Origin of the sequence: Streptomyces sp. NPDC000983 (assembly GCF_040299205.1) — a bacterium.
GTDB lineage: Bacteria > Actinomycetota > Actinomycetes > Streptomycetales > Streptomycetaceae > Streptomyces.
Genome location: NZ_JBEPBM010000001.1, coordinates 384,102 through 405,075 on the forward strand (window position 1 = coordinate 384,102; position 20,974 = coordinate 405,075).

General features: G+C 74.6%; 20 protein-coding genes. 13 read left to right on the top strand and 7 right to left on the bottom strand.

Annotation, left to right across the window (positions count from 1 at the left end):
• Positions 1-12 precede the first annotated feature (12 nt).
• The 3 genes from ABT296_RS01490 (at position 13) to ABT296_RS01500 (ending at position 3,118) form a co-directional block, all read left to right on the top strand.
• Positions 13-384 (top strand): hypothetical protein, encoded by a 372-nt coding sequence (locus tag ABT296_RS01490; RefSeq protein WP_351922316.1) that lies wholly within the window; start codon positions 13-15, stop codon positions 382-384.
• An 89-nt stretch (positions 385-473) separates the two neighbouring features.
• Complete coding sequence (locus tag ABT296_RS01495) at positions 474-2,489, top strand: FAD-dependent oxidoreductase (protein ID WP_351922317.1); 2,016 nt, start codon at positions 474-476, stop codon at positions 2,487-2,489.
• A gap of 65 nt (positions 2,490-2,554) precedes the next feature.
• On the top strand, positions 2,555-3,118 hold the full coding sequence (locus ABT296_RS01500) for a PadR family transcriptional regulator (RefSeq protein ID WP_351922318.1): 564 nt from the start codon (positions 2,555-2,557) through the stop codon (positions 3,116-3,118).
• A gap of 47 nt (positions 3,119-3,165) precedes the next feature.
• On the opposite strand, the gene ABT296_RS01505 is transcribed toward ABT296_RS01500, so the two are convergent.
• Together ABT296_RS01505 and ABT296_RS01510 are read right to left on the bottom strand one after the other, a co-directional pair.
• On the bottom strand, positions 3,166-3,711 hold the full coding sequence (locus ABT296_RS01505; RefSeq protein WP_351922319.1) for a hypothetical protein: 546 nt from the start codon (positions 3,709-3,711) through the stop codon (positions 3,166-3,168).
• Positions 3,712-4,201: 490 nt separating this feature from the next.
• Positions 4,202-5,203 (bottom strand): fibronectin type III domain-containing protein, encoded by a 1,002-nt coding sequence (locus ABT296_RS01510; protein ID WP_351922320.1) that lies wholly within the window; start codon positions 5,201-5,203, stop codon positions 4,202-4,204.
• Between the two features lie 412 nt (positions 5,204-5,615).
• Between ABT296_RS01510 and ABT296_RS01515 the strand changes: the two genes are divergently transcribed.
• Positions 5,616-6,311, top strand: coding sequence for a glycoside hydrolase family 75 protein (locus ABT296_RS01515; protein ID WP_351922321.1), 696 nt, complete (start codon positions 5,616-5,618; stop codon positions 6,309-6,311).
• Between the two features lie 58 nt (positions 6,312-6,369).
• Here ABT296_RS01515 and dhaM read toward each other — a convergent pair whose 3' ends face one another.
• Genes dhaM through dhaK form a run of 3 tightly spaced genes read right to left on the bottom strand, consistent with a single transcriptional unit; the run spans position 6,370 to position 8,411 of the window.
• Complete coding sequence (dhaM, locus tag ABT296_RS01520; protein ID WP_351922322.1) at positions 6,370-6,780, bottom strand: dihydroxyacetone kinase phosphoryl donor subunit DhaM; 411 nt, start codon at positions 6,778-6,780, stop codon at positions 6,370-6,372.
• The gene (gene dhaL, locus ABT296_RS01525) at positions 6,773-7,372 is read right to left on the bottom strand and encodes a dihydroxyacetone kinase subunit DhaL (protein WP_351922323.1); all 600 of its coding nucleotides are present in this window, start codon (positions 7,370-7,372) and stop codon (positions 6,773-6,775) included. Before dhaL ends, dhaM begins: the two co-directional genes overlap by 8 nt.
• A 46-nt stretch (positions 7,373-7,418) precedes the next feature.
• Entirely contained in the window at positions 7,419-8,411 is a 993-nt protein-coding gene (gene dhaK, locus ABT296_RS01530) for a dihydroxyacetone kinase subunit DhaK (RefSeq protein WP_351922324.1), read from the bottom strand.
• A gap of 224 nt (positions 8,412-8,635) precedes the next feature.
• On the opposite strand from dhaK, the gene ABT296_RS01535 reads away from it, so the two are divergent.
• On the top strand, positions 8,636-9,520 hold the full coding sequence (locus tag ABT296_RS01535; protein ID WP_351922325.1) for an NAD(P)-dependent oxidoreductase: 885 nt from the start codon (positions 8,636-8,638) through the stop codon (positions 9,518-9,520).
• Between the two features lie 25 nt (positions 9,521-9,545).
• Here ABT296_RS01535 and ABT296_RS01540 read toward each other — a convergent pair whose 3' ends face one another.
• Positions 9,546-10,460 (bottom strand): EamA family transporter, encoded by a 915-nt coding sequence (locus ABT296_RS01540; protein ID WP_351922326.1) that lies wholly within the window; start codon positions 10,458-10,460, stop codon positions 9,546-9,548.
• Positions 10,461-10,543: 83 nt separating this feature from the next.
• On the opposite strand from ABT296_RS01540, the gene ABT296_RS01545 reads away from it, so the two are divergent.
• From ABT296_RS01545 to ABT296_RS01555, 3 genes are all read left to right on the top strand, one after another.
• The gene (locus tag ABT296_RS01545) at positions 10,544-11,398 is read left to right on the top strand and encodes a LysR family transcriptional regulator (protein WP_351922413.1); all 855 of its coding nucleotides are present in this window, start codon (positions 10,544-10,546) and stop codon (positions 11,396-11,398) included.
• 322 nt (positions 11,399-11,720) lie between these two features.
• Positions 11,721-12,395: a pyridoxamine 5'-phosphate oxidase family protein gene (locus ABT296_RS01550; protein ID WP_351922327.1), complete on the top strand. Its 675-nt coding sequence runs from the start codon at positions 11,721-11,723 to the stop codon at positions 12,393-12,395.
• Between the two features lie 75 nt (positions 12,396-12,470).
• Positions 12,471-12,911 carry a pyridoxamine 5'-phosphate oxidase family protein gene (locus tag ABT296_RS01555; RefSeq protein WP_351922328.1) on the top strand — a complete coding sequence of 147 codons (441 nt, stop codon included), beginning with the start codon at positions 12,471-12,473 and terminating at the stop codon, positions 12,909-12,911.
• 18 nt (positions 12,912-12,929) lie between these two features.
• On the opposite strand, the gene ABT296_RS01560 is transcribed toward ABT296_RS01555, so the two are convergent.
• Positions 12,930-13,376, bottom strand: coding sequence for a pyridoxamine 5'-phosphate oxidase family protein (locus ABT296_RS01560; protein ID WP_351922329.1), 447 nt, complete (start codon positions 13,374-13,376; stop codon positions 12,930-12,932).
• 289 nt (positions 13,377-13,665) lie between these two features.
• Here ABT296_RS01560 and ABT296_RS01565 point away from each other — a divergent pair, with 289 nt between their 5' ends.
• From ABT296_RS01565 to ABT296_RS01585, 5 genes are all read left to right on the top strand, one after another.
• Entirely contained in the window at positions 13,666-15,420 is a 1,755-nt protein-coding gene (locus ABT296_RS01565; protein WP_351922330.1) for a sensor histidine kinase, read from the top strand.
• A 667-nt stretch (positions 15,421-16,087) separates the two neighbouring features.
• A complete protein-coding gene (locus tag ABT296_RS01570) occupies positions 16,088-16,552 on the top strand; it encodes a cyclic nucleotide-binding domain-containing protein (protein ID WP_351922331.1) in 465 nt (154 codons plus the stop codon).
• A 390-nt stretch (positions 16,553-16,942) separates the two neighbouring features.
• A complete protein-coding gene (locus ABT296_RS01575; protein ID WP_351922414.1) occupies positions 16,943-17,683 on the top strand; it encodes an HAD family hydrolase in 741 nt (246 codons plus the stop codon).
• Positions 17,680-20,067, top strand: a complete 2,388-nt coding sequence (locus ABT296_RS01580) for a glycoside hydrolase family 65 protein (RefSeq protein ID WP_351922332.1) — start codon at positions 17,680-17,682, stop codon at positions 20,065-20,067. The genes ABT296_RS01575 and ABT296_RS01580 overlap by 4 nt, the downstream gene beginning before the upstream one ends.
• Entirely contained in the window at positions 20,064-20,948 is an 885-nt protein-coding gene (locus ABT296_RS01585; RefSeq protein WP_351922333.1) for a universal stress protein, read from the top strand. Before ABT296_RS01580 ends, ABT296_RS01585 begins: the two co-directional genes overlap by 4 nt.
• Positions 20,949-20,974: the final 26 nt, after the last annotated feature.

Sequence of the window (20,974 nt, forward strand, 5' to 3'; positions counted from 1 at the left end):
GGAGCGATCAGGATGGACAGCGAGCGACTGCACCCGGAATCCGTCTCCGTGGAGATCAGCGGGTGCAGCAAGGAGGACGCCCGGATCGTGTTCGAAGCCCTGTGCGCGTACTACGACTCCGACCGGCGCTCCGACGACATACCCCAGGAGTGGCACGAGACCCGGCCGACGGTGTGGCTGGGCACCTTCGACGTCTCCGAACCGCACCCGGGCGCCAGCCCCGGCGGCCGGCTCTCCCGGTCCGTCGAGGCGGACGTGCAGGGCGGCTACTGGGCCATCGACCGGTTCCGCACCACCCTGCACGACCTGTTCACGGTGCACGACCTCAGCACCGCCTCCGGCGACCAGGAGCGCGAGCTGCACGTACGCCTGGAAAGCCGGTGACCTGGATCTCTCTTGTTCTGCAACTAGTTGCATAATCCGTGCGCGGTCCTCTACAACAGTGAGGACGACACCGCGTACGGAGGCGCCCGATGAGCCGATACCCGCATCTGCTGAACCCGCTCGACCTGGGCTTCACCACGCTGCCCAACCGCGTGCTCATGGGCTCCATGCACGTGGGCCTGGAGGAGGCCGAGCGCGGCTTCGAGCGCATGGCAGCCTTCTACGCCGAGCGGGCGCGCGGCGGCGTCGGCCTCATCGTCACCGGCGGCATCGCCCCCAACGACGAGGGCCGCCCGTACCCCGGCGGCGCCAGGATGACCGACGAGGCGGAGGCGGAGCAGCACCGGGAGGTCACCGACGCGGTGCACCGCGAGGGCGGCCGCATCGCGATGCAGATCCTGCACTTCGGCCGGTACGCCTACCACCCCGAGCTGGTCGCTCCGAGCCCGATCCAGGCGCCCATCAGCCCCTTCCCGCCGCGCGAGCTGTCGGACGCCGAGGTCGAGCGGACCATCGACGACTACGCCCGCGCCGCCCGCCTCGCCCGGCACGCCGGATACGACGGCGTGGAGATCATGGGCTCCGAGGGCTATCTGATCAACGAGTTCATCGCCGCGCAGACCAACCACCGCACCGACCGCTGGGGCGGCTCGTACGAGAACCGGATGCGCTTCCCGGTGGAGATCGTGCGCCGGGTGCGCGAGGCCGTCGGCGAGGACTTCATCATCATCTACCGGCTGTCCATGCTGGACCTGGTCCCGGGCGGCTCCACCCTGGACGAGGTGATCACCCTCGCCAAGGCCGTCGAGGCGGCCGGGGCGACCATCATCAACACCGGTATCGGCTGGCACGAGGCCCGTATCCCCACCATCGCCACCTCCGTGCCGCGCGGTGCCTACACCTGGGTCACCAAGCGCCTGATGGGCGAGGTGAGTGTCCCGCTGGTCACCACCAACCGCATCAACACCCCCGAACTGGCTGAGCAGTTGCTCGCGGACGGCGCCGCTGACATGGTGTCGATGGCCCGCCCGATGCTCGCCGACCCCGACTTCGTGAACAAGGCCGCCGAGGGCCGGCCCGAGGCCATCAACACCTGCATCGGCTGCAACCAGGCCTGCCTGGACCACACGTTCAGCCTGAAGATCACCTCCTGCCTGGTCAACCCGCGGGCCTGCCACGAGACCGAGCTGGTGCTCTCCCCGACCCGGCTGCGCAAGCGCGTCGCCGTCGTGGGCGCCGGACCGGCCGGCCTCGCCTGCGCGGTGACCGCCGCCGAGCGCGGCCACGACGTCACCCTCTTCGACGCGGCGAGCGAGGTCGGCGGCCAGCTCAACGTGGCCCGCCAGGTTCCCGGCAAGCAGGAGTTCGACGAGACCCTGCGCTACTTCCGCCACCGCCTCGACGAGCAGGGCGTGGACGTCCGGCTCGGCGCCTGGGTGACGGCCGAGGACCTCGTCGGTTACGACGAGGTCGTGGTCGCCACCGGCGTCACCCCGCGCACCCCGGACATCCCGGGCGTCGACCACCCGAGCGTGGTCGGCTACCTCGACGTGCTGCGCGACCGGGTGCCGGTCGGCGAGCGGGTCGCGGTCCTCGGCGCCGGCGGCATCGGCTTCGACGTCGCCGAGTTCCTCACCGACGGCGGCGACAAGGCGCACGAGGACCCCGAGACGTACTTCCGGCTCTGGGGCGTCGACACCTCCTACGAGGGCCCGGGCGGACTGGCGGCCCCGGAGCGCCCCGCCCCGCCGCGCACCGTCCACCTGCTCCAGCGCAAGGCCACCAAGGTCGGCGCCGGCCTCGGCAAGACCACCGGCTGGATCCACCGCACCGAGCTCAAGCACCGCGGCGTCACCATGGTCCCCGGGGTGCGCTACGACCGGATCGACGACGCCGGCCTCCACGTCACCGTCGGCGAGGAGAGCACGGTCCTGCCCGTCGACACCATCGTCCTGTGCACCGGCCAGGAGCCGCGCCGCGACCTGTACGAGGAACTGGTGGCGGCCGGCCGGACCGTGCACCTGATCGGCGGCGCCGACGTGGCCGCGGAACTCGACGCCAAGCGGGCCATCAAGCAGGGCACCGAGGTGGCGGCGGCCTTCTAGGGCCCGTGCCCGGCAGCCGCCGTCGGTGCCGTCCTCGCCGTCCTCGCCGTACTTAGGATGACGTCATGTCACTCCCGCACGCGATCCTCACAGCCCTGCTCGAAAGGCCGTCCTCGGGGCTGGAGCTGACCCGTCGCTTCGACAAGTCGATCGGCTACTTCTGGTCGGCGACGCATCAGCAGATCTATCGCGAGCTGGGAAAACTGGAGGGCGACGGGTTCATCCGCACCCTCCCGGCCGAGCAGCCGGCCCGTGGGCAGAAGAAGAGCTACGAGGTCCTGCCCGCGGGCCGTGCCGAACTCGCCCGCTGGAGCGCCGCCTCCCAGGACCCCAAGCCGCTCAGGGACACCCTGCTGCTGCGGCTGCGGGCGGCGGCCGTGGTCGGCACCGAGGGCATCGAGGCAGACCTGCGCCGCCATCTGGAGCTGCACCGGCGCCAGCTCGCCGAGTACGAGGCCATCGAGAGGCGTGACTTCCCGCCCGGCAAGGACGGACAGGAGGACCGGCTGCGGCACCTGGTGCTGCGGGCGGGCATCGACCTGGAGACGTTCTGGGCGCGCTGGCTGGAGCACGCGCTGACGGAGTTCGCCGAGCTGCCCGGCGGCGCCGCGGGGGACGGGGAAGGCTGAGGCCGGCCGGGCGTCGCTGGGGCGCCCGGCCGGCGTGTCCGGTCCGGTCAGAGGCGGTAGGGCCGCGACCGGCGGCGCAGGAACCACACCGTGGCGCCCGCGCCGAGCACCAGCAGTCCGCCGCCTGCCGCCAGCGTCAGCGTGCCGAAGTCCTTGGAGGCGCCGCCCAGACCGCCCATGACGCCCCGTGAGGGGGACGCCGTCGCGGTGACGGTGGGCGAGGCGGCCGCCGAGACGACGACGGCCTGGGTGCCCGCGGTCTGGCTGTTGAACGCGCACTGCACGATGACGGTGTACGTGCCCGGGCTGACGCTCGACCAGGCGGCCGACTGCAGGCTCGTGGTGCCCGACAGCGCCACCTGGCGGCCCTGGGCGAAGCTCGCCTGGCTGCTGGTGAGCAGGGCGGCGGTGCCCCAGCTGCCGGCGGAATCGGTGCGGCTGCACGCGCTGGTGGTGACCGAGACGGTGGAGCCGCTGGTGCTCACCGAGATCCCGGACTGCGCGGCGGCCGTCGAGGCGGTCAGGGCGAGGGGAAGCGCGGCGGCGGCCGCCACGGTCAGCCCCGTGCGGAGAAGTGGCGATGAGTTGCGCATGTGGACTGCCCTCCGGCGGCACGGTCGGCGGTACATCCCTTGCGCCGCCGAGGGTCGGGGATCGCCCGTGCGCCTCAGGGGCAGCCAACGTCCGCGCGGCCCGCACCGCATGCGGACGGCCCCCGGCCAGGTGACGGATTCCCACGTCCGGCCCAGGGAGGGGCGGGTCGCGGGGTCCGGCGGGTGGAGGGGCGGTTGACCGGGTTCGGTCGGTGGAGGGGCTGGGGAGCGGGGCCCGGCGGGTGGAGGGGCGGTGTTGCGGGGGCCGGCGGGTGGAGGGGCGGGGCGCGGGGTTCGGCCGGTGCAGGGTCCGCGCTCCCGCTTCCGGCTCGGGGCCCGCTCGCCGTCCGGCCGATGTCGGGCCCCCCGCACCGCTTCCGGTGCTTGTTGAAGTGGCCCGCTCCCCGTCCGGCGTCTGGGAGGGCCCCTGCTCACGTCCGGCGCCTGGGAGGGCCCGCTCACCGTCCGACCGCGTGCGCGCCCCGCGCTCTCACCGCCTCTCCCCGCCCGTCGTCACCGTCTGCTCCGGTGAGAAGCCGCCCCAGGTGCCGTCCGGCAGCCGTGCCCGCAGTCGTACGCGATGGCTGACGCCTGCCTCCGTGCCCGCGTAGAAGCTGTACACGGCGCGCTCGCGCGGCGCGTCGCCGCCGAACACCACCGAGGTGGCCGCGTGCCCGTCCAGGTGCACCTGGTACTCCGTGACCACGCCGTCGGTGCTCGGCGGCACCCAGCTGAGGTCGATGTAATAGGCGCCGTCCCCCTTGTCGCGGTGGCTCGTCGCCCGGAATGCGGCCGGGGCCGTTCCGCCGCCGTCGTCGGTTCCGGGCGTGGTGAGGCGGACCGGGCCGCCGGGCGCGGAGACGTTGTCGGCGGCGTCCCGGGCGCGGACCGTGAAGGTGTAGCGGGTCCCCGGCCGCAGCCCCGTGACCACGGCGGCCGTCTGGTTCCCGCCCACACTGTGGATCTTCGAACCGCCCTGGTGGATGTCGTACGAGGCCACACCCCGGTCGTCCTTCGCCGCCGACCAGGACAGCTGGACCGCCCTGCCGCCCACCGCGCGCCCCTCGACGGCACCCGGCGCCGCCGGGGCGGCACGGTCCGCCGGGCCCGCCGCGGGGGTCGTGGCACGGACCTCCTCGCTGGGCGGCCCGAGCCGGCCCTCGCTGTCCCGGGCGCGCACGGTGAAGACGTAGGACGTGGACGGGCGGAGCCGGATCACGTCCACCATGTGTTCGTCACCCGGCACCTCCCTGACCTTGGTGGTGCCGCGATACACCTCGTAGCCGTCGATGCCCTGGCTCGCCGTCACCGCGTTCCACATCACATGCACGCTGGTCGCGCTGCCCGCCTCGGCGGTGACGCCTCCCGGCGCGCCGGGCACCGGGCCCTCGTCGGCGCCGCCCGGCCCTCCGCAGGCGACGGCGACCAGGGCGAGCGCGGCGCAGAGCAGGGCGAGCCCGCGCGGACGGGCGGGTACTCGAACGCGTCGCACGGCTGTTCCTCCCCGGCGGGCGGGTCCGCGGCGGAGCGCCTCCACTCCGGCACGGAAATGGTCCGGACCAATATGACGCGTCTGACGCGGCCACATCAAGAGGGCGGGGTGTGGGAGTGCCCGGCGGGCGGCTGCGTATGCTGGCCTCTCACGGCTGAACTTCCCGTGCCGGCCGGGGAGTTCACGCCGGTGGCGCGGACCGCTGTCGTCGCTGATCCCGCGCCGGCCGTGCGCGGCCGGGAGTCCGAGCGGACACAGACTCAGACTCCCGGCCGCCGCCGGAAGTTCCGCGCGGGACCGCCGCCGGGCGGGCGTGTGCACCGTCTGGCCCCCGAATGGTGGCCCCACCGACGGCCTGGCACCAGGGTGGGCTGAGTGTCCGTCAGTGTTCCGCCGGAGAGGGTCCCTTATCGTGCGTGCCAAGTCGCTGACCCTGGCCGCGGTGAGCGCCGTCCTGCTCGCCCCGACCACGTTCCCCGATCCCGTGCCCGCGGCCGGGGAGGTGCCGGTGACGCGTCCCCCGGACGAGGTCCGCGCCGCCGACCTGCTGGCCAAGGTGCGCGGCTGCGCCGAGATCTCCCGTGAGCGCTACGGCAGCGACGACGGGGACGCCCCGACCGTCCCGGTCTGCGGCACCCGGGAGGCCGTCTTCTGGAAGGGCGACCTCGACATCGACTGCGACGGCCGCCCCGGCGCCCGCTGCAACGCCCGCACCGACCCCTACTTCAGCGACGCCACGGCCTTCACCCAGTCCGACGGCCGCTACCTGGACGCCGAGCACCTGCCGTACGTCGTCGTGCCCGCCCCGAGCCACCGCTGGGACTACCGGGACCACGGGATCGGCGGCGGTTCGGTGGTCGCGCTCGTGTACCGCGACCGGGTGCGCTACGCCGTCGTGGGGGACGTCGGGCCGAGCGACATCATCGGCGAGGCCTCCTACGCCGCCGCCGAGGCGCTCGGCGTGCACCCGGACCCGCACGGCGGCGGAACGCCCTCGGGCGTCACCTACATCGTCTTCAAGGACACCCGGGTCGAGCCGATCGAGGACGCCGCGGCCGCCGAGAGGGCGGGCCAGCGGCTGGTACAGGGGTTCCTGCGCGGCCGCTGAGCCACCGCCGGACCGAACAGCGCCCCGCACCCCCAAAGGGGCGGGCGCGGGGCCGCGGTCACACCTTCCGATACGTGTACGCCTCCTCCGCGGCCGCCCGCACGGCCGCGAGGTCCGCGCCGGCGGCCGCCGTGACGACCGCGGCGATCGCGCCCTCGACGAAGGGCGCGTCGATCAGCAGCGTCCGCTCGGGCAGTTCGTCGCCCTCGGAGAGCAGCGCCTTCACGGTCAGCACCGCGCTGCCGAGGTCGGTCAGGACCGCGACCCCGGCGCCCCGGTCCACCGCCGCCGCGGCGGCCGCGATCAGTTCCGAACTGGTGCCGAGTCCGCCGCCCTCCGTACCGCCCGCGGGCGCGACGGGCACCGTGTCCCCGCCGCCCGCGAGGCTCCTCGCCAGCTCGGCCACCGATTCGGCGACCGCCGCGCTGTGCGACACCAGCACGATCCCGACCCGCTCGCCGTCACTCACCGTTCGCCTCCGCCAGAGCCGCCACCAGCAGCGCGGACGAGGTCGCCCCCGGATCCTGGTGGCCGATGCTGCGCTCGCCCAGATAGCTCGCCCGGCCCTTGCGCGCCCGGAGCGGAGTGGTGGCCAGCGCGCCCTCCTCGGCCGCGGCCCGCGCCGCGGCGAAACCGGAGCCGAGCGCGTCCCCGGCCGGCAGCAGCGCGTCGATCATCGTCTTGTCCCCGGGCGACGCGCCCCCGAGCGTCATGACCGCCTCGACCCCGGTGCGGAACGCCACCGCGAACTGCGCCTCGTCGATCTCGGCGGCCTCCCCGAGCGCCTTGCCGGTGCGCCGCAGCAGAGTCCCGTACAGCGGTCCGGATGCGCCGCCGACCGTCGAGATCAGCTGCCGTCCGGCGAGGGTGAGGACCGCACCCGGCGTCGCGGGGGACTCCTTGTCGAGGGTCGCGGTCACGGCGCGGAAACCGCGCAGCAGGTTGCTGCCGTGGTCGGCGTCGCCGATCGGTGAGTCCAGGGCGGTGAGCCGTTCCGCCTCGCGTTCCACGGACGCGGCGGTGGCGGCCATCCAGCGGCGGAAGAAGTCGGCGTCGAGCACACAATCTCCTTGCTTGGTAGAAACGTTGACACCCGGCCGGGCCCGCTCACATGCCCCAGCGCAGCCCGGCCGTGCGGACCGGCGCGTCCCACAGACGCAGCAGCTCCTCGTCGATCTGGCACACGGTGACCGAGGCGCCGGCCATGTCGAGGGACGTGACGTAGTTGCCCACCAGGGTGCGCGCCACGGCGACCCCGCGCTCGCCGAGCACGCGCTGCACCTCCGCGTTGAAGCCGTACAGCTCCAGCAGCGGGGTCGCTCCCATGCCGTTGACCAGCACCAGCACGGGGTTGCGCGGGGGCATGTCCTCCAGGATCGCGTTCACCGCGAACTCGGCGATCTCGCCCGAGGTCATCATCGGGCGCCGCTCCCGGCCGGGCTCGCCGTGGATGCCGATGCCCAGCTCCAGCTCACCGGCGGGCAGCTCGAAGGTGGGGCTGCCCTTCGCGGGCGTGGTGCAGGCGCCCAGCGCGACACCGAAGCTGCGGGAGTTCTCGTTGACCTGCCGGGCGACGGCCTTCACCCGCTCCAACGGCATCCCCGCCTCGGCGGCGGCGCCCGCGATCTTCTCCACGAACAGGGTCGCGCCGGTACCGCGCCGCCCCGCGGTGTACAGGCTGTCGGTGACCGCCACGTCGTCGTCGACGAGGACCTTCGCCACCTGGATGCCCTCGTCCTCGGCGAGTTCGGCGGCCATCTCGAAGTTCAGTACGTCGCCCGTGTAGTTCTTCACCACGAACAGCACGCCCGCGCCGCTGTCCACGGCCGCCGCGGCGCGCACCATCTGATCGGGCACCGGCGAGGTGAACACCTCGCCCGGGCAGGCCGCCGAGAGCATCCCGGGGCCCACGAACCCGCCGTGCAGCGGCTCGTGACCCGAACCGCCCCCGGAGACCAGGGCGACCTTGCCGGCGACGGGCGCGTCCCGGCGGACGATCACCCGGTTCTCCACGTCCACGGTGAGTTCCGGGTGGGCTGCCGCGATACCGCGCAGCGCGTCCGCGACGACGGTCTCCGGGACGTTGATGAGCATCCTCATGGGTACCTCCTGGTGAGCCTGCTGACAGCTTCCGGACCGCTTCCGGCAGTATCCGCCCCGGCAGGCGGGAAGGTCACGCGCCGGGGCGGACCCGTCGGAGGTGTGGCGCGGCCGGGGCACCGAACCGGCCGGCCAGGGGAGGATCTACCGGCGGGGCCGGGCGGTCCGCGCCGCCCGCCGCCGACGCCGTACCCGAGCACGACGAGATCAGGAAGGCGAACACCATGAGCGAGAAGCTCACCGTCGCGGTGCTGGGCACCGGGATCATGGGCGCCGCGATGGCCCGCAACATCGCCCGCGCCGGACACGCCGTCCGCGTGTGGAACCGCACCCCCGCGAAGGCCGAACCGCTCACCGAGGACGGCGCGTCCGTCGCGCCGAACCCCGCCGAGGCCGTGCGCGGCGCCGACGTCGTGCTCACCGTCCTGTACGACGGCCCCGCCGCCCTGGACGTGATGCGCGAGGCCGCACCCGGCCTCGGGCCCGGCACCGCGTGGGTGCAGTCGACCACCGCTGGCCTCGACGCCCTCCCCGCGCTGGCCGCTCTCGCCGCCGAGCACGGACTCGCCTTCTACGACGCGCCCGTGCTCGGCACCCGCCAGCCCGCCGAGGCCGGTCTGCTGACCGTGCTGGCCGCCGGGCCCGAGGACGGCCGGGAGAAGGTCACGCCCGTCTTCGAGGCCGTCGGCGCGCGGACCGTGTGGACCGGGGGCGACGGCGCCGCGGGCACCGCCACCCGGCTGAAACTGGTCGCCAACAGCTGGGTCATCGCGGCCACCGCCGCCACCGGCGAGGTCCTCGCCCTGGCGCGGGCCCTCGACGTGAACCCGGGCCTGTTCTTCGGGGTCATCGCGGGCGGCCCCCTCGACATGGGGTACCTGCACGCCAAGTCCGCGCTGATCCTGGAGGACCGGCTCACCCCGGCCCAGTTCGCGGTGTCCACGGCCGCGAAGGACGCCCGGCTGATCGTCGAGGCGGGCGAGCGGGGCGGCGTGCGCCTCGACGTCGCCGCCGCGGGCGCCGCCCGCCTGGAGCGGGCCGCCGCCCAGGGCTACGGCGACGAGGACATGGCCGCCGCCTACTTCGCGAGCTTCGACGAACGGACCTGACCGGGCGGCGCGGGCGCGCCGGTCCTCACCCCTTCGGCGCGCCCCGCCCACCGCCCCCGACGCTCAGCGCCAGGGCGTTCGCCGCGACGATCGCCGCGATGCCGCACCACTCCGCCGCGCCCAGCGCCTGGCCGAGACCGACGAGGCCCACCAGTGCGGCAAGGACCGGGTTGACGCTCATGAAGAGACCGAAGGCCCGGGCCGGGACATGTCTGAGGGTGAACAGGTCCGCCGCGTAGGGGACGGCCGAGGACAGCACCCCGGCCGCCACCGCGCACAGCAGCGCCGCCGCCGTCACCGGCTCGCGCACCGCCAGCACGATGCCGACGGGCAGGAACAGCACCGCCGAGACCGCGGCCGCCGCCGCGGCACCCTGGGCGCCCGGGACCCGCTCCCCGACGGTCCGGTTGAGCAGGATGTACGCGGCCCAGCAGGCGGCCGCCAGCAGTCCCAGGGACATGCCGAGGTAGTCGGCCGAGGGCCGCGGTCGCATCAGGACGACGACACCGGCGGCGGCGAGCAGCGAGTAGAGCGTGTCCACGCGTCGGCGCGAGCCGGCGAGCGCGATGGCGAGCGGGCCGAGGAACTCCAGGGTCACCGCGAGGCCGAGACCGATCCGGTCGACGGCGGTGTACAGCGACAGGTTCATGGTGCCGAACACCAGCGCGAGCAGCAGTACGGGCCACCACTGCCGCCAGGTGAACTCCCGCAGCCGGGGCCGGCCGATGGCGAACAGGACCACGGCGGCCACGTACTGGCGCACCGCGACGACACCGATCGGCCCCACCACGGGGAAGGCGAGCGAGCCGATCGCGGCGCCGGTCTGGTTGGCCAGGCCGCTGCCGAGCATCGTGGCCACCGGGGCGATGCCGACCCGGGCCGACTCCGGCTTCGGGAGCGGCACTTGAAGCGCTGACGAGGGTGCGGTGGAAGCGCGCATGCAGGCATCGTGCGGCCGCCACCCGCATACGCAAAATGCACCGACGACCCCATCCATACGCTTCGGGCATGGATGCTGGGACCATGGATGTGGAGCTCCGCCAGTTGCGCTGTCTCGTCGCGATCGTGGACGAGGGAGGGTTCACCGACGCCGCCCTGGTGCTCGGCGTCTCCCAGGCCGCCGTCTCGCGCAACCTCGCCGCCCTGGAACGCGCGCTGGGCACCAGGCTGCTGCGCCGCACCTCACGCGAGGTGGCGCCGACACCCACCGGTCAGCGCATCCTCGCCCACGCCCGCCGGGTTCTCGGCGCGGTCGAGGAGCTGACCCGCGAGGCCGCCGCCGGGCACGAGCGGCTCCGCGTGGGCTACGCCTGGGCCGCCCTCGGCCGGCACACCCCGGCCTTCCAGCGGCGCTGGGCCGCCGCGCACCCCGGCACCGACCTCCACCTCGTGCGCGTCAACTCGCCCACCGCGGGCCTCGCCGAGGGCGCCTGCGAGCTGGCGGTGGTGCGCCGGCCGCTGGACGACCGCCGGTTCGACTCGGTCATCGTCGGGCTGGAACGCCGGCTGTGCGCCATGGCCGCCGACGACCCCTCGGCCCGGCGCCGCTCGGTGCGCCTCGCCGACCTCGCCGGACGCACCCTGCTCGTCGACCGCCGTACCGGCACCACCACCTCCGAGCTGTGGCCGCCGGACGCCAGACCGGCCACCGAGGAGACCCAGGACGTCGACGACTGGCTCACCGTCATCGCCACCGGCCGCTGCGTCGGCATGACCGCCGAGGCCACCGGGCACCAGTACCCGCGCCCCGGAGTGGTCTACCGGCCGGTCCGGGACGCCGAGCCCATCGCGGTACGGCTCGGCTGGTGGCGGGACGACCCGCATCCCGCCACCCAGGCGGCGGTGGAACTGCTCACCGCGCTCTATCGGGGGGACTGACCGGACCGCCGCAAGCCGAGCGCGCCCCGCCCGGACCGCCGTACGCCGAGCGCACCCCGCCCGGACCGCCGTACGCCGAGCGCACCCCGCCCGGGCCGCCGTACGCCGAGCGCGCCCGGACCACCGCACGCAAGCGCGTGCCCCAACCACCCGGTCCGCACCACCGCCCCACCGGGCGTGCCTCGTCCGGACCGTCGCGAATGGCCCCGACCGGCTCGCCGACCGGGGCCGACCGGCCCAAGCGGTGCCGCCGGGAGACGCCCAGGCTTGAGGGGCGGGGGCGCACAGCGCTCCGGGGGCCGACATCAGGAGGCGACGGGTCATGACCGAACGCATCTCGCCGAGGACGGCCGAACTCCCGCCCCTGGGCGACCTCGGACGACGTCTCTCCCTGCGGCGCACCCGCCTCGGCCTCTCCCGCGAGGAGACCGCCGACCGGGCGGGCATGGCCACCGGATACCTCCGCTACCTGGAGGAACAGCCCGTCACCGCACCGGGCATGGGTGCGCTCCTGCGGCTCGCGGGCGCCCTGCGGACGACGGTCACCGAGCTGACCGGAGGCGACGTCGAACAGCCGCCCGGGCCGGGCCGCGCCGCACGGCGGCCGGAGTTCACCGTGCTCACCTCGGCCGAGTGCCGCGCCCTGCTGTCCACCCACGGAGTGGGAAGGCTGGCCGTGCCCACCGCGACCGGGCTCACCGTCGTCCCCGTCAACTACACCGTCGTCGACGGCGCGGTCGTCTTCCGGACCGCGGCGGGCGCGACACCCGCGCTCGCGGCCGGCCTCCAGGTCGCCTTCGAGGTCGACCGTATCGACGACGCCTTCGCCAGCGGCTGGAGCGTCCTGGTCCGCGGACGCGCCCTGGCGGTCACCGACCTCGCCGAGGCCCGCCGCCTCGACGAGACCGCCCACAGCGCCCCCTGGGCCGGCGGACGGCGCACCCTGTGGGTGCGGATCGAACCGCACGCGATCAGCGGACGCCGTATCGCCGTATGAGCGCGGAATCCTCCAACCGACAGCGGACAGCGACAGCGACAGCGGACAGCGACCGGACGAGGGACGGACGGCCTCATGTACCTGAACGACGGATTCCGTGAGCTGCGCAGACCGGAGTGCCTGCGGCTGCTGGCTCGGGCCCCCATCGGCCGGATCGTCCACACCCGGCACGCGCTGCCGGCCGTACTGCCGGTGAACTTCTCGCTGGAGGACGGCGGGGCGGTGCTGCTGCGGACCGCCGCCGACTCGGAGCTGGTGCGCGCCGTCGACGGCGCGGTGGTCGCCTTCGAGGCCGACGAGATCGACGCCGGCGCGCGGTCCGCGTGGAGCGTCGTGGTCACCGGGCCGGCCTCGGTGATCAGGGACCCCGCCGAGACCGCGCTCCTGCGCCGCACCGGACCCCGCTCGTGGGCCCCCTCCCCGCAGGAGGTGTTCATCAGGATCGCGCCGGAGCTGGTGACCGGCCGCGAACTGGTCGGCGGCCGCACCCTGTACGGCGTGGAACTGTCGCCCTGACCGGCGGCCCGAGCCCGCTCAGGCCGCCGCGAGCCGGATCCCGGTGACCAGGTCCGGGCGGATCCGGACGGCGTGGTCCATGGTCTGCTCCGACCAGGGGCGCAGGATCTCCGCGTAGCGGGCCAGCTCGACAGGGTCGGTGATCAGATGGGCGTACCCCGTGACGACCACGCTCCACCCCAGATGGGTCTCCGGATCGATGACGTCCGCCTCGTAGGCCACGACGACCCCGGGCGAGCCGGCCTGCCGGGTCCGGGAGGTCAGGGCCGCGCCCTCGTGGGTGCGGATGACGATGTCGCCGCCGTCCAGCACATGGTTGACCGGACGGACCGTGGGCAGTGCGTGCCGGGTGAAGACGATCCGGCCGAAGGACACGCTGCCCAGCAGCCGGAGTGCCTCGGCGTGGTCGAGCGCGATGCTCCGGCGGGGGTCGGTGGCCGGCCGGTGGCCGTTGTCGAGGGGCATGGGCGGCATCCGTCCGGGTTGCGACGGGGGAGTCTCGTCGGGTGGGTGCGATCTGACCATTCGAACGCGGCGGCGGCCGGACCGGCTAGGGCCGTTCGGCCTCGCCCGCCGTCCGGCCGTCCCCCTTTCCCCCTTTCCCTGGTTCTCCCGGTTCTCCCGGTTTCCCCGGCCGCCGCCCCGCTCCGCACGGAGGTGCGGGGACCCCGACCGCGCCGCCCCGCGGACCGCTACCGTGGCCCTTGACCGCACTGGTCGGCGACGTGTCGGGCGACGTGGAGGAGAGCGAACCGTGGGAAGCCAGGAGCGGTCCGGCGAGGCCCGCGTACGGCTGCCGCAGCTGAAGCTGGACGAACTGCTGGAGGAACTGCAGGCCCGGCTGGACGCTGCCCGCGGCACCCGGGACCGGGTGCACAGCCTGCTGGAGGCGGTGCTCTCCGTCGGCCGGGAACTCGACCTCGAACAGGCGCTGCACAGCATCGTCGAGGCCGCCGCGGTGCTCGTCGACGCGCAGTACGCGGCGCTCGGCGTGATCGGCGCCGACGGCAAGCGGCTCTCGGCCTTCCACACCGTGGGGGTCAGCGAGGAGCAGATCGCCCGGATCGGCCCCTACCCGCAGGGCCACGGCATCCTGGGCGAGCTGATCCGCCACCCCGAGCCGCTGCGCCTGGCGAAACTCTCCGAGCACTCCGCCTCCTACGGCTTCCCGCCCCACCATCCGCCGATGAACACCTTCCTCGGCGTCCCGATCCGGGTGCGCGAGCAGGTGTTCGGCAACCTCTATCTGACCGAGAAGGCGGGCGGGGCGCAGTTCGACGAGGAGGACGAGTCGGTCCTGTCGACGCTCGCCGTCGCCGCGGGCGTCGCCATCGACAACGCCCGGCTGTACGAGGAGTCGCGGCTGCGCGAGCGCTGGCTCCAGGCGAACGCCGAGGTCACCCATGGTCTGATGTCGGGCGCCGAGCCGGGGGAGGCGCTGGGGCTGCTCGCCCGGCTGGCCCAGGAGATCACCGGGTCCGTCCTCGCCGTCGTGGCGATGCCGGTGGAGGACACCGACGCGCTGCGCGTGGAGCTGGCGATCGGCAAGGGAGCGGAGGCCCACCGGGGGCTGGTGCTGCCCGTCGACGAGAGCATCGTCGGCCGGGCCTTCTCCACCGCCGCGCCCGTGACCGGCGCGGATCTCACCGGTGCCGATCTCACCCGCGCCGAGCCGGACGCGGCGGCCCGCGACGCGGGTCCGGCCGGTCTCGGCCCGGCCGTGGCCGTGCCCATCGGCACCGGCGACGGGGTGCGCGGCGTCGTGCTGCTGGTCCGCGACGAGGGCAGCCCGGTGTTCTCCGCGAAGGAGACCGGACCTCTGAAGGGCATTGCCGCCCAGGCCGCGATCGCGATGGAGCTGGCCGAGCGGCGCCGCGACGCGGCGGAGATCGCGGTGCTCAAGGACCGCGACCGGATCGCCCGCGACCTGCACGACCTCGCGATCCAGCGGCTGTTCGCCACCGGCATGACCCTCCAGAGCGCGGGCCGCTTCATCGAGCACCCCGAGGCCGGGGAGCGGGTGGCGCGGGCGGTGGACGACCTGGACGAGACCATCAAGATCATCAGGTCGACGATCTTCGGGCTGCGGGCCCGCGAGGACGGCGCCGGAACCGGTCTGCGGGCCCGGGTGGTCAGGGTGGCCGGGGAGGCGGCCCCGGTGCTGGGCTTCGCACCGAGCGTGCGGATGGAGGGGCTGATCGACACGGACGTCCCCCGGGACGTCGCCGACCATGTGGTGGCCGTGCTGGCCGAGGCCCTGACCAACATCGCCCGGCACGCCCGCGCGGGCCGCGCCGGGGTGGCGCTGGAGACCGACGGCAGCGAGGTCCGGCTGACGGTGACCGACGACGGCGTGGGCATCGAGCCGGGGGGACGGCGCAGCGGACTGCGCAACATGGCCGAGCGGGCCGAACAGCTCGGCGGAGACCTGGAGTTCACCACTCCGGAAGGGGGCGGCACCCGCCTGGTGTGGCGGGTCCCGGTACCGGGCGACGCGAACTGGGGCTGAACCCCGCGGGCCCGTCACGGCGCGGGTGCCGAAAGGCGGTGACCGGGCGCCGAGGCTGACGGGCCACCGCATGCCCGGCCGGCCCCCGGGACCGCTCCGGGTCCGCCTCCCGAGGAGCCGCGTCCCGGACTGGTGAGGTGGCGGTCCCACCGGTGCTCGGGCTCGCCTCCCAAGAAGCCGCGGGCCCGAGAGGTGAGGTGGCGCCCCCCACCGGTGCTCGGGCTCGCAAGAAGCCGCGGCCCCTACCGGCGAGGTGGCGACCCCGCCGGTGCCAGGGCACCTCGGGGCCGCCGCTCACCCGGTCGGTCCAGCGCAGCGCGCGAAATCCGCCGGGCTCGGTGGCCCCGTACCGCCGGTCCGGGCAGGTCCCGATCGCCGGGTGCGGCGAGGTCTCCGGCGCCCCAACCACGGGGCGGCGCAAGGCCGACCACTCCTCGGAACGCCGTCCGCGCCCGGCCACGCGGGCCGAGGTACCCCCGCACGCTCCGGCGGACACAGGGCTCGTTCGCCCCCGACGCGCGCCCCTTCCGACCGCTCGCCCGCGCCCCCGGGGGCCGGTGGAGGGGCCGCTCGGCCCATGCTGCCGACGCGGGCGTGGCCCACTCTGAGGGCAGCGGGCGTACGTCCGGCACCACCGCCGATCCGGCGGCGCACCAGGAGGCGCACCATGACGACTGCGACGACACCCCGGATGACCAGGACGCTCGCCGCCGAGTACCGGGGCCGGCTCATGGCAGTGGCCCACGAGACACGTATCCCGCCGGGCATCCGGCTGTTCCACGAGGGGGGCCGCGCCGACCAGTTCTGGATCATCCGGTCCGGTGCGGTGACCCTCGACCTGCGGGTGCCGGGCGGCCGTCCGACCGTGGTGGAGACGCTCGGCCCCGGCGAACTGCTCGGCCGGTCCTGGCTCTTCGCGCCGTACCGCTGGCGGTTCGGCGCCGAGACGGCCGGACCGGTGCGGGCCCACGAGTTCGACGCCGGCGCCGTACGCAGGATGTGCGCCGACGACCCCGGCATGGGGCGCGCGATCGCGCGGTGGGTCGGCGACCTCACCGTCCACCGGCTCCGGGCCGTCCGCACCGGGCTCCTCGCCCTGCACGGGGCCGAGGGCGGCGGGTGCGGCGGGTGAACCGCGGAAGCGGCCGGGGAAGGGGGCGGAAAGGACCCACCCGCTTCTCGCGGATCCGGATTGCGCGGTGCACGGCCCGAGGCCGCTTCTCCGCGCCGGTGCAGAGGTCCTTTCCGTCCCCTCCAGCACACCACACCGGCCGGTGGACCACCAGGCCGCCCGGGCGGCGGCGGGCTCACCCCCTGCGGCCCCCCGGCAGCCCGTGCGACGGTGGAGGGAGTCCCGCGCCACGCCGCGGGCCGACGGAAGGCGGTGGAGCCATGCGACTGCCCCCGGTCACGGGTGGGCCCCCACACCCGGCGCCGACCCGGCACGGCCCGGTCCCCGGCCCGGCCCCGCGCCGCACCGAGCCGCCCGCCCCGCCGTCGCCGTACCCCTGCCGGAGTGACCATGGAGCACCTCGCCCCCGCGTTGCGCGCGGTCTCGGCCGTCGTCCTCGACACCGACGGTGTGATCACCGACTCCGCCCGGGTCCACGCCGCGGCCTGGAAGGAGGCGTTCGACGCCTTCCTGCACGACCGACCGCCCCGCGATCCCGAGCAGCGAAGGCCCTTCGACGCCCGGGACGACTACCTGCGGTACGTCGACGGAAAGTCCCGCCTCGACGGGGCGGCCGCCTTCCTCGCCTCCCGAGGTGTCGACCCCGAGGACGCCGTGGTGGGGGAGGTCGCCGCCGCGAAGGAGGAGCTGTTCACCCGCCGGCTGGAGGAGCGGGGAGTGGACGCCTACCCCGGCACCGTGCGACTCGTCCGCGCCCTGCGCGACGCACACCTGCCCGTCGCGGCGGCCTCGGCCTCCCGGCACGCCGGCGAACTGCTCACCCGGGCCGGCGTGCGGGACCTGTTCGACGTGCTCGTCGACGGCGGCGAGGCCGCCCGGCTGGGCCTGCCCGGAAAACCGGCGCCCGACCTGTTCCTCACCGCGGCCGGCCGGCTCGGCGTCCCCGCCGGGAACGCCGCCGTCGTCGAGGACGCCCTCGCCGGCGTGGAGGCCGGCCGTGCCGGAGGGTTCGCCCTGGTGGTGGGCGTGGACCGGGCCGCCGCCGAGGACTTCGCCCAGCGGCTGTACCGGCACGGCGCCGACCTCGTCGTACGGGATCTGGCGGAACTGCTCGGCGAGGAGGCGCGGTGACGGCACGGAGCTGGGAGTACGAGGGCTACGACCCCGCCGACCAGCGGCTGCGCGAGTCCCTGTGCACGCTGGGCAACGGCTACTTCGCCACCCGGGGGGCGCTCCCGGAGTGCACGGCCGACGACATCCACTACCCCGGCACGTACGTCGCCGGCTGCTACAACCGGCTCACCTCCGAGGTGGCCGGGCGGCAGGTGGAGAACGAGGACATGGTCAACCTGCCGAACTGGCTGCCCCTGCGCTTCCGCCTGCGCGGCGGGTCCTGGCTCACCCCCGACACCGCGGCCGTGCTGGAACACCGCACGGAACTCTTCCCCGACACCGGGGTGCTGGACCGGCACACCCGCTACGACCTGGGCGAAGGCAGGATCCTCAGCGTCCGCCAGCAGCGCATCGTGCACATGGGCGACCCCCATCTGGCCGCCCTGCGCACCGAGTTCGGCGCCGAGGGCTTCGCCGGCGACCTGGAGGTGGAGGCGTCCCTCGACGGCGGTGTCACCAACTCCGGAGTGCCGCGCTACCGCGACCTCGACTGCCACCACCTCGTCCACGCGCACACCGGTGTCGCCACCCCGGACACCGTCTGGCTGCGCTGCCGCACCCGCACCTCCGACATCCGCGTCGGCATGGCCGCCCGCCTCACCTCCGACGCGCCCGTCACCGCCCGCAACAAGAACCCGCGGACCGCCCAGCACACCGTCCTGCCGCTGACCGAGGGCCGCACCTTCACCGTCGACAAGACCGTCGCCCTGCACACCTCCCACGACCCGGCGATCAGCGACCCGCTGCACGCGGCCGTCAGCCGCGTCGCCCGCGCGCCCGGCTTCGACGAACTGCTCGACTCGCACCGCACCGCCTGGGCCCAGCTGTGGCGCCGGGCCGCCCTCGACGTCGACGGGGAGCCCGGCCGCATCCTGCGCCTGCACCTCTTCCACGTCCTCCAGACCCTCTCCCCGCACACCGCCGACCTCGACGCCGGCGTACCCGCCCGCGGCCTGCACGGCGAGGCCTACCGGGGCCATGTCTTCTGGGACGAGCTGTTCGTGCTGCCGTTCCTCAACCTGCACTTCCCCGAGGTCTCCCGGGCGCTGCTGCACTACCGCCACCGCCGCCTGGAGCAGGCCTGCTCGGCCGCCCTCGACGCGGGACGCAAGGGCGCCCTCTACCCGTGGCAGAGCGGCAGCGACGGCCGCGAGGAGACCCAGCAGCTCCACCTCAACCCCCGCTCGGGGCGCTGGCTGCCGGACCACTCCCACCTGCAGTACCACGTCGGTTCGGCCATCGCCTACAACGTCTGGCAGTACTGCGAGGCCGGCGGCGACACGGAGTTCCTGCACACCAAGGGCGCCGAGATGCTCCTGCAGATCGCCCGCTTCTGGGCGGACGCCGCCGAATGGGACGGCTCACTGCGCCGCCACCGCATCAAGGGCGTGGTCGGCCCCGACGAGTACCACGACGCCTACCCCGAGGCGAACCGGCCCGGCCTCGACGACAACGCCTACACGAACGTCACCGCCGCCTGGGTCCTGATGCGCACCCGGGAGCTGATCGACGACCTGCCGGAACCCCGGCGCCGGGAGCTCGCCGAGCGCACCGGCCTGGACCCCGCTGAGCCGGAGCACTGGGAGGAGATCTCCCGGACCCTCCACGTCCCCTTCCACCAGGGCGTCATCAGCCAGTTCGACGGCTACGGCGACCTCGCCGAACTCCCCTGGGAGGACTACCGGCGGCGCTACGGCGACATCCGTCGGCTGGACCGGATCCTGGAGGCGGAGGGCGACACCGTCAACCGCTACCGGGCGTCCAAGCAGGCCGACGTCCTGATGCTCGGCTACCTGTTCGGGCCGGCCGAACTGCGGCGCCTGTTCGACCGGCTGGGCGTGCCGCTCGACGACGAGATCTGGCACCGCACCGTCGACCACTACATGCACCGCACCAGCCACGGCTCCACCCTCAGCGGCCTGGTCCACGGCTGGGTCCTGGCCCGCGCCCGGCGCGCCGAGGCGTGGCAGTTCTGCCAGGAGGCCCTCCAGGGCGACATCGCCGACGTCCAGGGCGGCACCACCGGCGAGGGCATCCACCTCGGCGCCATGGCCGGCACCCTCGACCTGGTGCAGCGCGGACTGACGGGCCTGGAGACCCGGGAGGGGGCGCTCTGGCTGGACCCGGTGCCCCTGCCGGAACTCTCCTCCTACGGGTTCTCCCTGCGCTACCAGGGCAACTGGGGCGTGCGGGTGCGACTGGAGCGCGGCCTGCTGGAGATCGCCGTGCCCTCGCACGACGTCTCCCCGATCGACGTACGGCTGCCCGGCCGAAGCGTCCTCGTCGAACCGGGGAAGACCGTGCGGCTGGAGCTGGGCCCGGAGAAGGGAGAGGGGCGATGAGCGGTCCCGTCGTCGTGGGAGTGGACGGCTCGGAGCAGAGCCTGGACGCGGTCCGGGTCGCCGCCCGGGAGGCCGGGCTGCGCGGCGTCGGCCTGCGTCTGGTGCACGCCTTCGGGTGGCCGTCGTCACATGTGCCGCCCCGCATGGCGCCCTGGAGCCCGGCGAGCGCGGGCGTGCGCGACCTGGTCGACGACGTGCTCGGCGAGGCCGAACGGCTGGCGCGCACCGTCGCGCCCGGTGCGGAGATCGCCCGCGAGGTCGTGCTGGGCGAACCGGTGACGGTCCTGGAACTGGAGTCGCGGACCGCCTGCCTCGCGGTCGTCGGCAGCCGCGGTCTGAGCCGCTTCGGCAGCCTGCTCCTCGGTTCCACCGCCTCGCACCTGGCCGCGCACAGTCGCTGCCCCGTCCTCGTCGTGGGCGGCCTGCCCGATCCGGCCGGTCCGGTCCTGCTCGCCGTGGACGGCTCACCGCGGTCCGCGGCGGCCGTCGAGTTCGCCTTCACGCACGCCTCGCTGCACGGCACCGGCCTGCTGGCCCTGCACGCCTGGAACACCCGCACCGAACGGGTCTACGAGTCGCCGGGCGATCCGCCCTTCGTGACGTACGACGAGGGCCGGCTGCGCGACGAGGAGGAGCGGGTGCTCGCCGAGGCGCTGGGCGGCCTCGGCGAGCGGTTCCCGGACGTCGAGGTGGTCAGCCGGCTGGTGCGCGGCCGGATCCGGCACACCCTGATCGAGGCCAGCGCCGAGGCCGGTCTCGTCGTGGTCGGCGCGCGCGGCCACGGCGGCTTCGGCGGGCTGCTGCTCGGCTCGGTCAGCCAGGCCGTGCTGCACCACGCGCGGTGCCCGGTCGCGGTGGTGCGCGTCGACGAGGAGGAGTAGCGGCCCGCGGGCGCCTACCGGCGAGC

Coding starts and splice junctions, on each gene's coding strand:
- ABT296_RS01490 (WP_351922316.1), top strand. CDS start 13: ATGGACAGCGAGCGACTGCACCCGGAATCCGTCTCCGTGGAGATCAGC.
- ABT296_RS01495 (WP_351922317.1), top strand. CDS start 474: ATGAGCCGATACCCGCATCTGCTGAACCCGCTCGACCTGGGCTTCACC.
- ABT296_RS01500 (WP_351922318.1), top strand. CDS start 2,555: ATGTCACTCCCGCACGCGATCCTCACAGCCCTGCTCGAAAGGCCGTCC.
- ABT296_RS01505 (WP_351922319.1), bottom strand. CDS start 3,711: ATGCGCAACTCATCGCCACTTCTCCGCACGGGGCTGACCGTGGCGGCC.
- dhaK (WP_351922324.1), bottom strand. CDS start 8,411: ATGAGGATGCTCATCAACGTCCCGGAGACCGTCGTCGCGGACGCGCTG.
- ABT296_RS01535 (WP_351922325.1), top strand. CDS start 8,636: ATGAGCGAGAAGCTCACCGTCGCGGTGCTGGGCACCGGGATCATGGGC.
- ABT296_RS01540 (WP_351922326.1), bottom strand. CDS start 10,460: ATGCGCGCTTCCACCGCACCCTCGTCAGCGCTTCAAGTGCCGCTCCCG.
- ABT296_RS01545 (WP_351922413.1), top strand. CDS start 10,544: ATGGATGTGGAGCTCCGCCAGTTGCGCTGTCTCGTCGCGATCGTGGAC.
- ABT296_RS01550 (WP_351922327.1), top strand. CDS start 11,721: ATGACCGAACGCATCTCGCCGAGGACGGCCGAACTCCCGCCCCTGGGC.
- ABT296_RS01555 (WP_351922328.1), top strand. CDS start 12,471: ATGTACCTGAACGACGGATTCCGTGAGCTGCGCAGACCGGAGTGCCTG.
- ABT296_RS01560 (WP_351922329.1), bottom strand. CDS start 13,376: ATGCCCCTCGACAACGGCCACCGGCCGGCCACCGACCCCCGCCGGAGC.
- ABT296_RS01570 (WP_351922331.1), top strand. CDS start 16,088: ATGACGACTGCGACGACACCCCGGATGACCAGGACGCTCGCCGCCGAG.
- ABT296_RS01575 (WP_351922414.1), top strand. CDS start 16,943: ATGGAGCACCTCGCCCCCGCGTTGCGCGCGGTCTCGGCCGTCGTCCTC.
- ABT296_RS01585 (WP_351922333.1), top strand. CDS start 20,064: ATGAGCGGTCCCGTCGTCGTGGGAGTGGACGGCTCGGAGCAGAGCCTG.